Below are 12,026 nucleotides of genomic sequence, written 5' to 3'. Positions count from 1 at the left end.
AAAAGGAGTAATCGCCTTACCGCATTATTAGCTAACTGGCTAGCATTATAGCCACACAACGATCTTCTTATCGTAAAGCTGGTGCCATGATGCTTATTAATAGCCAAGGCAAAAGCTATGGTTTATTAAGCGGTGTTTGCCTGCTAATTGCCAACCTATTATTTTATCTGACGCGATTTTTAAAACCCCATGATTTAAACCATCGAAAAAATTGGTCTTGGGTGGGTCGTATCCGAGGCACTGTTATACCAATCATTATTTCATCACAGCGCCTTGAATTGAAATTGCTCAAGCACTCTGAAACATGCATCTTGAATGGTAACGGGTATAAGCCTTTAAAACTCGTCCTTTGGGAACACATGGAACAACATGATAACGTCACAAAATAGGCTTCGATAACTACACCTATTTTGATTGTTCTAATGTCGTCCATGCCGTTCTAAGTGATCACTTCTTTATGCTGAATGGTATTACTTTAATAGTTGACAAAAGCGGCTATTTGAATGAGTATATAGCCATCTAAACACCTAAACATCCAAAAACAAACAAAGAAGTAACATTTTGACTACGCACTCAGAGCTACAAGCCAGATATAATGATATTAATCGCGGTGTCTACTTTATCGGCACCACACCGCCAAAAAGTGATACCCCACTTGATAAAGTGGCTGAAATTGCCGATAAGCTACTTGAACGTGTCAGTGATATCGACTTTGATGGCCTAATTGTTTATGACATTCAAGATGAAAATTCGCGTATTAGTAAACCCAGACCTTTCCCATTCAAATCAACCCATGACACTAGGCTTTATTCTTCTATATTGAATAAAAAATCTAATCGTCCAGTCATTACTTATAAAAGCGTTACTCAATCCAATAGTGATGACTTTAATGAATGGGCAAACGAAGCGTGGCAAAAATATGGCGTCAGAGATGTAGTGCTGGTTGGTAGTCCGTCGAGGGAGAATAAAGTTTCCTTATCTTTGGCTAGGGCATATCAAACTTTAGTTGATAACCCCCATGATTTTTTCATTGGTGGTGTTACTATTGCCGAGCGCCATGCTAATAAAAAAAATGAACATGAGCGCTTAATTTCCAAACACCAACAAGGCTGTAGTTTCTTTATTTCTCAAGCCATATACAATCCACAAGCAACCATAGACTTGCTTACCCGTTATGCCATTGAATGCCAAAAACAAGGCTTAAAACCACAACGCTTGATCTTAACATTCTCCCCCTGTGGTAGTGAAAAAACCTTAGAATTTATTGACTGGTTAGGCGTCAATGTTCCCGAGGCGACCAGTTTACGTATTCTTAATGCCAAAAACCCTTTGTATGAATCAATTCGCATTTGCGTCAATAGCTTGCAGCAAATTTTAGATGCCGTCATCCCTTATGATTTACCTTTAGGTTTAAATATTGAGAGCTTAACTAATCGTAAAGAAGAAATAGACGGCTCAATTTTGTTATATAAGTTATTACGTTCAAAAATGGATAATTTTTTAGCGAAAAAAGAATTGGCGGCTTTAAATACATAACACCCCCAAATATTTACCAGCATAACTCATCGTTATGATGAGTTATTTAAGCTATTCATTGTCCTTAAGAGCCTCAGCGATAAGAAATATAGCGTCCATATATGTCTGGTGTTTTTTTATTAGCCACTGAGCCTGAATTGTCACAAGCTATCGGTAAAATGATGCAATAAATCACACCACAAAATAATTAAGCAGTTATATACCCGTCACCATTCAAAGTGCTCGATTTCAGTGGGAATTAAAAGGGCTTTAGGCAAGGGAAATAATGGAAGCATAGTCATTCTATGGTTTAATTAGTTAACGCGGTATAAAGTCATTTTAAACCCATCAAAGAAGCGTTTGAGCAACATCACTTCATCGTTGCTGTAACTCATAATGACGCGACATGGATGTAGCCTTATTAGAGAATGCAGACGGTACAGGAAGTACCTTATACGGATAATGCAGGAGCAATTATCCTGAGCATATTCTCCTGAACAACCATTATTTCATCACAGCGCCTTGCATTGAAATTGCTCAAGCACTCTGAAACATGCATATTGAATGGTTACGGGTATATACTTAATTAACATGGCAAAGCACATAAATACCACTAGATAGCGCACATAGCTGAACCAATAAAAGGCAGAGAACATTAAGTGTTTCACCTGATGCCAGCGCACTCGTCTACCACGTAACATCATCACACTGGTCGTAGCTAGTACCCATACTTGATTGCAATTTATTCGTTGCCAGTGCAGCTAAAGGCGGCATGGCAAGAAGATAAAGTTGAAATGCAAGCGCGGATTGACCATTTACTTGCCGAATTAAAATTAAGACAATCACAAAAATACGGACGAAAAAGTAAAAAACGCCACGGGGCACATTCAATGAAGCCAAGCAGCATAAAACGACAGAGCCAGCTAAGCACCATAAGAAAGGTAAACAAACACTGGCAGAGCATTTTGAACGAGAAGTGATTGAGCACAGATTAACTGAGCTAGATTGTCCATGCTGCGGTGAACAAATGCATCAATGTGGCAGCGAAGACAGCGAGCAAGTTAAAATCATTCCGGCCAAAATTACTGTGATCAAGCATAAGTAATTCAAGTATGCTTGTAGATGTTGTGAGCACGAGCAACTGACCAGTAAAATAATTACCGCCCCTAAACCCCAGCAACCTATTCCGGGTAGCATCGCTAGTCCAGAAGCACTTGCCGCGGTTGTTACCGCCAAATACTATGATGCACTACCGCTTTATCGTCTCGTTGATATCTTTGGACGTGGCGGTTTAAGTTTATCACGAGGAACATTAGCGAACTGGTGCATTAAAGCCGGCATTCTCATCAAGCCATTAGTAAAAGCGATGCAACGACACTCACTTAACGAGTACAGTTTATGCGCGGACGAAACGCGTGTACAAGTCTTAGATGAAGGTACAATCCAAGCAGCAACTCACAAATGTGGGTATATCGCAGTAATGAAGTAAGCGAACAAGTTGTGGTTATTTATGATTATCAAGCGAGGCGTAGTCGTGCTTGTGCTGAAGAATTACTAGCAGGATATCAAGGGTATTTACAGTGTGATGTACAGTGTGTATAACGGTATTGAAGGGGTTATTCCTGTCGGGTGTTGGGCACATGCCAGACGTAAATATGATGAGGCACTAAAAACAGAATCGAAAAATAAAGGCCGTGCCCATAAAGCTATTAGCTTTATGGGCAAATTATACAAACTGGAAACCCAAGCCAGAAATAAACAATTATCCCCACAAGAGCGGTATCAGTTACGACAAGAAAAAGCGTTGCCAATTTTAATTAAATTCAAGGCATGGCTTGATGAAGCAAGTGATAAAGTCCTTGCGAGAAGCTATATTGGCAAAGCGATAAAATACAACCTCAATCAGTGGCATAAGCTAATTCGGTATGTTGATGATGGTCACTTAGGGATTGATAATAATATCACCGAGCGAGATATTAGGCCTTTTACTACGGGTAGAAAAAATTGGTTATTCTCAAAATCGCTTAATGGTGCATAAGCAAGTGCCACACTTTATAGCATCGTAATGACGTGTCGAGCCAATGACATCAACCCTTATAATTACTTCCTACATTTGTTTAAAGCCTTGCTTGATGAAGCCGCGTTAATAGCCTGTATGGCTTATGTCGATTTAAACCCGATTAGAGCTAAGGTAGCTAAAACCCCAGAAACATCCAAGTACACCAGTATTCAACGACGGATAAAAGCCGCAGTTAAAGGGCAACAAGCCCAACAACTACTGCCCTTTATCGGTAACCCAAGAAAGAACATGCCTACAGGTTTACCGTTTGAATTAAGTGACTATATCCAATTGCTTGATTTAACCGGCCGTTGTATTCGAGCCGATAAACGCAGTTATATAGACAAAGCCCAACCTGAAATATTAACCCGCTTAGTCATTAGTACCCAAAACTGGTTAGTATTAACCACCCAGTTTAGACAATGTTTCCATGGCGCAGTGGGCAGAGCGCAAGCACTTACGGATTTTTGTGAACATCAACACTTAAAAAAACGGGCAACGGTGTCAATTTGCCAAAAGTTACTTGCTTAATCATTATATGAATATGATCCCTATAGATAAATGACTCATTTAAGGCTAGTTATGCCTTAAATTGGATGAAATCTCTGTTTTTGTGCATTTGTATACATACCCTATTCGTCACCATAATAATCAAAGTAAAATTCGGGCCAATGTAAATCAGTACGATGATTTATTGATATTAGGTATTAATTATTTTGAGTAGGTGTTTTGTTTGCGGTGATGTTTATAGATAACCAACAACAAGTATTAAAATTTAAGGCTTTAGTTTTTGGCACTATAGATGCTGCCGCCGTTTATCCTCGAATTGTGGTCGAGCAAGCACTAAAACATCGCGCAGCCACAGTCATTTTAACTCACAATCTCCATCATGAATTGCTGAGTATTGCCGATAAACAAATAACCACTAGGCTTGAACAAGCACTTGATTTAATTGATGTCCGAGTTTTGGATCATATGATTGTTGCTGATCCTCGGTGTTATTCTTTTGCGGAACACGGTTATCTATCAGCGATGAGTAAATAGATTTGCAAGGGATTAATGATAACTTTAGAAATTGCACAAATAAAATGTTGCAACAAAGCGAAATGCCAGTTAATTTGAGTGCCTCTTAATGACAGTTAATAAGGAACATCTCATGACCGAAAGCAGTAATAACGAAGTAGAGCGCCGAAAGTCATTTCGTCTCGACATGGAAAAAGAGTTAGTTGATATCACTTGGCAAGACGAGAATGGACTTCATAAAAAGAAAAAAATTGTTTGTTTAGATTTCTCTCGAGGCGGTTTAAAACTTGATTGTGATGAAGCTATTGCGGTGTCAACTGCGATCACGGTGTTATTTAAAGCCGCTAATCCTAATAGTCAAAAACTAGAAGGTAAAGTATTACGCTGTATTAAGCAGGAAAACGACTGGTTTGAGATTGCTTTAATATTAGAAATCTAAGGTAAATCATGGCATTGTAGTAATGTAATAAATATTAACAACTTAAATTGTTTGAACTATAATTAATATGTTGTTGTTCACATAGGGTGAAAAGGAAAATAGTAAATGATGATATTAGTGGGTGGGGAAAAGGGTGGTAGTGGTAAAAGCTGTCTTGCTCAAAACTTAGCGGTGTATTTTGCCCGTAATAAAAAAGCCATTGTGTTAATGGTTGATTGTGATCCACAACGAACTACTTCTGATTGGATTCAAGTCCGTAATACGGATCCAAGCTTACCTTCGATCAATTGTATCCAACTGTATGGTAAAATTCGCAATGACTTACTGAGTTTAAATCAACATTATGATTACGTGATCATTGATTGTGGTGGTCAAGATAATTTAGCACTAAGGGCGTCAATGTCAGTAGCCGATCATGTGGTTATTCCACTCAGACCTAAAAGACGTGATTTAAAAACTGTGCCCCACATGGAAGATATGCTCAGTACCTGTAAAATGGTTAATCCTAAGATGTTAGCCTCCTTTCTTATTGCTCAATGTCCAGCTCTGCCAAGCCAAGCAAAACGTATTGAAGAAGCGAAAGAAGTTTGTCGCTCTTACGGTATTAATGTGCTTAACGCAGTCACTTATAACCGTAATATTTATGATGACAGTGAAGAGCAAGGTTCATCGGTAATAGAACTTGATCCTGAGGGCAAAGCAGCACTTGAAATGATCGCCATTGCTGAGGAGTTGATGGCGATGAAACCGGACGACTCACATGAGTTTAATTGATTTAAAAAAATCTAATAATCGTAAAGTTAAGAAGAAAAACTTTACGATTGATGAGTTTATCTCTGATGCCGAAGACTACGCAATAGGTAAGCCTAAAGTGGTCAGTGGCGAAAATCTTAACTTAGAACAAGCCGTTATTCTTGCTAAGCAGCCGCGGGCAGCAGAAAGTAATAGGCCAGAACACCAATCAAAAAAATCTAAGCCAGCAAAGCGTCATGCCACATTTACCTTAAGTGAAGATGCTATTGCCCAGTTAGATTTATTAGCCAAAGAGACTCATTTAGCTAAATCTCATATCCTTAGAATTATGATTCATGAGCTTTGTAACGAGGAACAACAGAAAAAATTAAGCCGATTACTCAAATCAGGGGTTGATTAATCACTATTTACCGAACAAGTATTTAGCGAATAATATAGCAGACACCCACTTAAACGGAAATAAGGAGTGCTATCCACTACGCTTGAATAATCATCAATAATTTTCCATTGAGAGTTATTCTGGCAACGGCAAGAAAACAACAAATAAGCTTAATTGATACACCTTATTGTGTGCCCAGAGTTCAGCACTAGCAAGGACTGCTTTAATGAACCAGCCAGTTTAGGCAATATTTTCATGGTCCGGTAGGTAGAGTGCAAGCACTCACGGATTTTTGCGAACATCAGCACTTAAAAAATCGAGCAACAGTGTCAATTCCCCAAAAGTTAGTTGCTTAATAATCAATACAACTCATCTAGATAAATTTCTCACTTTAGGCTAGTTGTGCCTTAAATTGGACGAAATTTCTGTTTTTGTGCATTACTATTAATATTCTATTCGATACAATGAAAATCAAAGAAAACTCTGCTCAATATAAATCAATAACGCAGATTTATTGATATTATGTATTATTTATTTTGAGTGGGTGCCTGGTGTTTTTCAAGGGGATGTGATTAGACCTAAGATGTCGATTGGAAAATTTGGTTGGGTAAGCGTATGTATGGATACAGAAGGTAATTTGTTTGGTCTCAGTTCAATGAAATACCCCTGAAGTTAAAGCTGGACCAAGAAATAAGTGGTGTGCGTTACTTTTGGCAATGAAAATTCTTGAGGCCTAGCGAATACCATACCAAGAAAAATATTGACTGTGAATAACGCCTGTCGTACTTAAGTGATAACAGCGGCTTCATCTAATAAGGCTTGGGATTTAAAACGACCTTCCCAGAATCTGCCTGTGCATTTATCTTCTTTGTTGGCTTGTACGGCAATGCTTTCATTTAGAATGCGCATAAACCAGCTGATATCAATTAACCTTGCTCGATACACCTCTGCGGTTTCTTCCACTATTTGTTGCAGAGGTTTAATCAGTTTTTCGCCGCGTAAGTATTGTTGCGTGATTAATGTGCCTTTAAATAATTGATGCCAACGGCTGTTACTGATAACATCCGACCACTTAATACTAATAGATATCATTCCGATTATCATTAACACAAGGTGTAGTAATGAAATTATCTCTCGTGGCCAGCGCAATCAGTACTGGTTTGCTATTTTCTGCCACAGTCAACGCAAATACTGATACTGAGCAAGCCGTTGTGCAAGAACAACAAATTGAAAGAATTATTGTCACTGGTCAGAAAATTGCTCGGACTCTGCAAGAAACCACCACCAGTGTCGCTGTTATCACCAGTAAGCAATTTGAACAACAAAATATAACTAATTTTAATGATGCTCTTAGCTTTACCGCCAATGCTTATGCAACGCCTTCAAATGGCTTTAGCATTCGAGGCATAAACGGTCAAAATGTTTCTGGTGGCGGTAATAGCTATTTAGCCAGTGTTTATGTTGATGGCGCGGCGCTACCAAGGCAGATGATAATCGGCGGTGGTTTCTCTACTTGGGACGCACAACAAGTAGAAATTTTACGAGGCCCCCAATCAACACTACAAGGTCGTAATGCTTTAGCGGGTGCGGTAATTTTAAACACCAAAAAGCCCACCGATGAATGGCAAGGTATTTATCGCTTACAGGGCGGTGCATACGGTGAAAAAGAAGCTGCGATCGCTTTTGGTGGCGGTATTATCGAAGACCAACTCGCCTTCCGCTTTAGCGGCGAGCATAAGGAAATAGACGGCTTTAATACCAATATTACCCGTAACGAGACCAGCGACTTTAATCAAGATGATCTCTATCGATTGAAAGTTCTACTGACTCCCGATGCCATACCAGATCTTGAAGTACAACTAAGCTACACCCATGCTAAAAACACCCGTGGCACCTCCGGTGTTTATCAAGCAGAAACTGGCAGCACCTATGAACAACGTTATACCAATAACAATGATAAACAAGAACAGTTTTATGATGCCGACTTGATCACCCTAGCCGTTGACTATCAGCTCAACGATGAATGGAGTTTCACCGGCGTTACCGCCTATTCTGCTGTCAATTCAGGTTATGACTGGGATGGTGACAATACCCCGGAAGATTTGGGTACCCGACTTTATCAGGCCGATGTTGATAGCCTCAGTCAGGAACTGCGCTTTAATTTTGATTATGAAAACTTGCAGGGCATTATCGGTGCTTTTTACTCCAATGAAGAAATACACACCGATCTTTCTGGTACTTCTTATACCCGCTTAGCGAGTATTGGTTTAGATAGCGGCTTCTTGCAAAGAAACTATGGCTTAGATGCTGGTACCGCTGATTTAGTTATCAGTCAGTACAGTGCTTTTGACCCAGTAAGTTATTTAAATACTTCAACCACAGAAAGTGAAGTAACTAGCTATGCTTTTTTCACTGACTTTGTCTATCAAGTAAGTGAACAGTGGGATATTTATGCCGGTTTACGTTGGGATCATGAGCAACAACAAAATGCTGGCAGCACAAATTTAAGCTTGCTAAATAGCCAATTAATGCCTGATCCCGCTAGTTATCAAGGCACGCCCTATCAAGGCCTCATTCCTTTAGTTACCGGATTAAATGCATACATTCTCGGCACAGTGCAACAAGCGAGCAATACTAGCCCGCTGGTTGATGCTGACTTTAATACGCTATTACCTAAAATAGGCGCCAGCTATCACTGGAGCGAAGACTTAACCACCAGTTTTACTTTTCAAAAAGGCTACCGTTCAGGTGGCGTAGGCACCAATGATGCGCGAGCAGAGTCATTCCAATACGATGCTGAGTATACCGATAACTATGAGCTATCTTTACGTTCTAGTTGGTTAGAGGGTGCTTTAATAGCGAATGCCAATATTTTTTATCTTGATTGGCAAGATCAACAAGTGGTGGCACAGTTATCTGAAAATACTTTTGATACCGAAACCAGTAATGCCGCTAAATCAACGGTAAAAGGTTTTGAAGTGGAAGTAAATTATCAGCTTAATAATCAGTTGAAATTCTATTCAGCACTCGGTCAGGCGAAGAGTGAATTTACTGACTACATCTTGGAGATACCAGGTGAAGGAAGCATTGACCTATCGGGTCGTAGCTTTGCTAACTCACCTGAATGGACTGCCACACTAGGCGGTACCTATGTAGCTGATAATGGCTTCTTTGCTGATGTTAATGCCAATTATGCCAGTGACTCACTAGCAGACGTTAACCCATACGCTCGAGGTCTGACAGAAGAAGATCCAAACTTTGACTTGCATAATGACAGCCGTACTCTGGTAAATATGCAACTAGGTTATGAATGGCAAAGTGTCGGAGTCTATTTAATTGGCAAAAACATTTTTGATGATGAATACATTGCCACCAGACAAAGCCATTATATTACCCTAGGTAAACCTCGACAAATTAGCGTCAGTGTTCGAGGCAGTTTTTAATTAAATAAGCTTTTATATGTACTAGAAATAACCAATAAAAAAGGAGTCAGTGGCTCCTTTTTTATTATTCATTACGCTAGCTACTAAAAAATATTAAAGATTTACCTTAGCGGCTGAACTTAACGAATAACTTTAACTAGTGACTTTAATTGATGGTATACCTTCAGCTATTAAATTTTCAGCAAGGTCATTCAGGCTTATTGGCTGCTCATTAACAACAGCTTCTGCGCTACTAAATAACCTAGACGAAACTAACCAACAACATAACGCTAAACTTAACAGCATTACTTCGACAATAAGCACATCAAAATGCCCTGCTTTAAACATAACCACAATACCTTGTGACAACATTAGCCAATCTAAAACAGGTATTAACGCTAACGCCAGTGCGGTAATTTTTAAGAAGATTGCCGCGAATTGCTGTTGCGCTTTAATAAGCAATGAGACAATCAAGCTAGCTGCTAAACAAGCAAAGAAAATTTGGCCAATTAAATCACTACGGTCTAGTAAGTCTATCGGCAATAACCTAGCGCAAATAAAACCTACCGCAGTGGCAAAGATAGTGCCAATAAAACCACCTGTGGTCATGGCCTTAACCAGCTGTAAGCCAAGTTTATTTTGTTTTTCACTGCGCAAGTTAGCTCTTTTTTGTAACCACATTAAGTTGCCGGTTAAAATGATATAACAGGTACCTATGCCCAAGACAAAAAACAACATGCGTAGTGAATAGCCAGCAAAATCACCAAAGTGTAAGCTGGCAATAACCGCTAAACCACCGCGGATATCATTATCATAATTATTTTTGGTCAGATAAAGCTCACGACCCGAGGCGATATGGTAAGTCACTTCTTTACGCGTTGAAAATTGACTTTTATCATCGCCACGAAAAGTGACCGAGGCACTTTCATCGCCAAAATGGTCGATAGACATACGTATTATAGTTACCTGCCCTAGGGATAACTTTGCTGTTAGCAATAACTTATCTAAACCTTGTACAGGTATGGCAACATTGCTTTCATCAAGGTGAACATCAACCACACCTGCGGCTTTAAATAACTTACCTTGATCACCGCCATACAGGACAACCGCATAAGATATTTGGTAAACAATTAATAGATTAAATACCAAACCTGAAAATGCGTACATAAGATGAAAAGGTAAACCCATGACGCCTATCAAGTTATGGGCATCGAGTAATTTATCTTTTTTACCGTCTTTACGGTATTGAAAGAACTTAGCTATTATTTTACGCCAATGAATGACGACACCGCTTAACAGCGCGACAAAAAAGAATAAGGTCACTACGCCGACAAAATACAAACCCACTTCAGGAATATGTAAATTGTAATGCAGTTGATATAAAAAATTGCCCCAATCAAAAGCATTGCCATCACCCAGTACTTTACCATCCGGTGAAATGATTAGGTGCCTATCTATGTGATCGTCTAGCTGCTTATCTAGAGCATGCTCTTGCTGCTCTTCTGCTGGTATTTTTTCTTCAAAATAAATATTAGTGCTTGGCTGCTCGTCTGTTGGCATCTGCAAGATAAAGTAGCCATGGGTATTGACCTGATAATCATTTACTACTTGGCTAATTACCGCATCAATGGAAAAACTTGCACCACTTTCACTGCTGACAAAGTAAGGGTCGCGTTCCCAAGAAATGATATCTTCACGGAACAAGCTTAACGAACCGGCAAAAAAGATAATAAATAATATGGTGGAAATAATTAGGCCAACCCAAGCATGAGCATTGGTTAGCGCTTTGAGTGCATCACGTTTCATCATTAATTACCGCAGGACAAGTAGTAGAAGGTTAAGTACAACAGACGGAGTAAGGACTAAGGTTAACTTTAACCAAGCCTTTTTTGCACTAGTAAAAGAATAAGCCCAGACTTGCATACCTGCCCATATAGGGAAGGCGCACAACAGTCCGATGAGCAACATGGTATCTTCTTTTATTGGTACCAGCAGGTTAAGATTTAACACCACAGAAATAGAGATCAATAAGCCTAATAACAGGCCCGCAAAAGTACGTGACCACATCAGGCATTAACTCCCATAACAGCTAGCCAGCTGACAAAAGGCGAAGAAAGCGCCAACAAACAAATTAAGGCACTGCTGAGCTGCAAGTAATATTTTTTATAAGCACTGATCAAGGTGACTAAGGGTAAAAAGCAACAGAGTAATGACAAAGCTGTTATCAAAGCAGAAACTGTTGGTAGATGCTGTAATAAAATGATTAACATCAACGCCAGTAGTATGACCACAGTGACTCTACTGACTAATATTGGTAGCGATTTTTTGAAGACTTTTTGCTTTGAACTTGAGCCGTATAAAATACAACAGGCAAACCAGGCAGGAATAAAACTTAAAAACATAACACTCTCTACACCTCAATTGCAAATAATAACA

The 12,026-nt window shown here is 39.3% G+C and carries 12 protein-coding genes and 4 pseudogenes; 12 read left to right on the top strand and 4 right to left on the bottom strand.

Annotated elements, in window-relative coordinates; translation table 11 throughout:
• Nucleotides 1-35: 35 nt before the first annotated feature.
• The 11 genes and pseudogenes from ASU03_RS22010 to ASU03_RS00960 all read left to right on the top strand — a co-directional run.
• Nucleotides 36-143: pseudogene (locus ASU03_RS22010) on the top strand (XdhC family protein); the annotation flags it as partial.
• 418 nt (nt 144-561) lie between these two features.
• A complete protein-coding gene (locus tag ASU03_RS00995) occupies nt 562-1,536 on the top strand; it encodes a methylenetetrahydrofolate reductase (protein WP_057830036.1) in 975 nt (324 codons plus the stop codon).
• 710 nt (nt 1,537-2,246) lie between these two features.
• A complete protein-coding gene (locus ASU03_RS00990; RefSeq protein WP_157465781.1) occupies nt 2,247-2,495 on the top strand; it encodes a hypothetical protein in 249 nt (82 codons plus the stop codon).
• 47 nt (nt 2,496-2,542) lie between these two features.
• Nucleotides 2,543-2,620: a hypothetical protein gene (locus ASU03_RS21320; protein WP_231731463.1), complete on the top strand. Its 78-nt coding sequence runs from the start codon at nt 2,543-2,545 to the stop codon at nt 2,618-2,620.
• A 36-nt stretch (nt 2,621-2,656) separates the two neighbouring features.
• A pseudogene (locus tag ASU03_RS22005) lies at nt 2,657-3,117 on the top strand (IS66 family transposase).
• Complete coding sequence (locus tag ASU03_RS00985; protein ID WP_057830034.1) at nt 3,101-3,553, top strand: IS66 family transposase; 453 nt, start codon at nt 3,101-3,103, stop codon at nt 3,551-3,553. The pseudogene ASU03_RS22005 and the gene ASU03_RS00985 overlap by 17 nt, the downstream one beginning before the upstream one ends.
• Nucleotides 3,554-3,634: 81 nt before the next feature.
• Nucleotides 3,635-4,105: pseudogene (locus ASU03_RS00980) on the top strand (transposase); the annotation flags it as partial.
• Nucleotides 4,106-4,315: 210 nt separating this feature from the next.
• The gene (locus ASU03_RS00975) at nt 4,316-4,618 is read left to right on the top strand and encodes a JAB domain-containing protein (protein WP_057830032.1); all 303 of its coding nucleotides are present in this window, start codon (nt 4,316-4,318) and stop codon (nt 4,616-4,618) included.
• A gap of 112 nt (nt 4,619-4,730) precedes the next feature.
• Nucleotides 4,731-5,036, top strand: coding sequence for a PilZ domain-containing protein (locus tag ASU03_RS00970; RefSeq protein WP_057830031.1), 306 nt, complete (start codon nt 4,731-4,733; stop codon nt 5,034-5,036).
• A 105-nt stretch (nt 5,037-5,141) separates the two neighbouring features.
• Entirely contained in the window at nt 5,142-5,810 is a 669-nt protein-coding gene (locus ASU03_RS00965; protein ID WP_057830030.1) for an AAA family ATPase, read from the top strand.
• The gene (locus tag ASU03_RS00960; protein ID WP_057830029.1) at nt 5,797-6,189 is read left to right on the top strand and encodes a hypothetical protein; all 393 of its coding nucleotides are present in this window, start codon (nt 5,797-5,799) and stop codon (nt 6,187-6,189) included. The genes ASU03_RS00965 and ASU03_RS00960 overlap by 14 nt, the downstream gene beginning before the upstream one ends.
• 771 nt (nt 6,190-6,960) lie before the next feature.
• Here the strand turns inward: ASU03_RS00960 and ASU03_RS00955 are convergent.
• Nucleotides 6,961-7,272, bottom strand: a pseudogene (locus tag ASU03_RS00955) (hypothetical protein); the annotation flags it as partial.
• 17 nt (nt 7,273-7,289) lie between these two features.
• Here ASU03_RS00955 and ASU03_RS00950 point away from each other — a divergent pair.
• Complete coding sequence (locus ASU03_RS00950; RefSeq protein WP_057830027.1) at nt 7,290-9,611, top strand: TonB-dependent receptor; 2,322 nt, start codon at nt 7,290-7,292, stop codon at nt 9,609-9,611.
• Nucleotides 9,612-9,743: 132 nt separating this feature from the next.
• On the opposite strand, the gene ASU03_RS00945 is transcribed toward ASU03_RS00950, so the two are convergent.
• Genes ASU03_RS00945 through ASU03_RS00935 form a run of 3 tightly spaced genes read right to left on the bottom strand, consistent with a single transcriptional unit; the run spans nt 9,744 to nt 11,992 of the window.
• Entirely contained in the window at nt 9,744-11,399 is a 1,656-nt protein-coding gene (locus tag ASU03_RS00945) for a PepSY-associated TM helix domain-containing protein (protein WP_082627085.1), read from the bottom strand.
• A gap of 3 nt (nt 11,400-11,402) precedes the next feature.
• Nucleotides 11,403-11,657 carry a hypothetical protein gene (locus tag ASU03_RS00940; RefSeq protein ID WP_057830025.1) on the bottom strand — a complete coding sequence of 85 codons (255 nt, stop codon included), beginning with the start codon at nt 11,655-11,657 and terminating at the stop codon, nt 11,403-11,405.
• The gene (locus tag ASU03_RS00935) at nt 11,657-11,992 is read right to left on the bottom strand and encodes a hypothetical protein (RefSeq protein ID WP_057830024.1); all 336 of its coding nucleotides are present in this window, start codon (nt 11,990-11,992) and stop codon (nt 11,657-11,659) included. Before ASU03_RS00935 ends, ASU03_RS00940 begins: the two co-directional genes overlap by 1 nt.
• Between the last annotated feature and the right edge of the window lie 34 nt (nt 11,993-12,026).

This window comes from Colwellia sp. TT2012, from assembly GCF_001440345.1.
GTDB lineage: Bacteria > Pseudomonadota > Gammaproteobacteria > Enterobacterales > Alteromonadaceae > Colwellia.
Note: the sequence above shows the minus strand (reverse complement) of the source record. Positions and strands in the feature narration are given on the sequence as shown.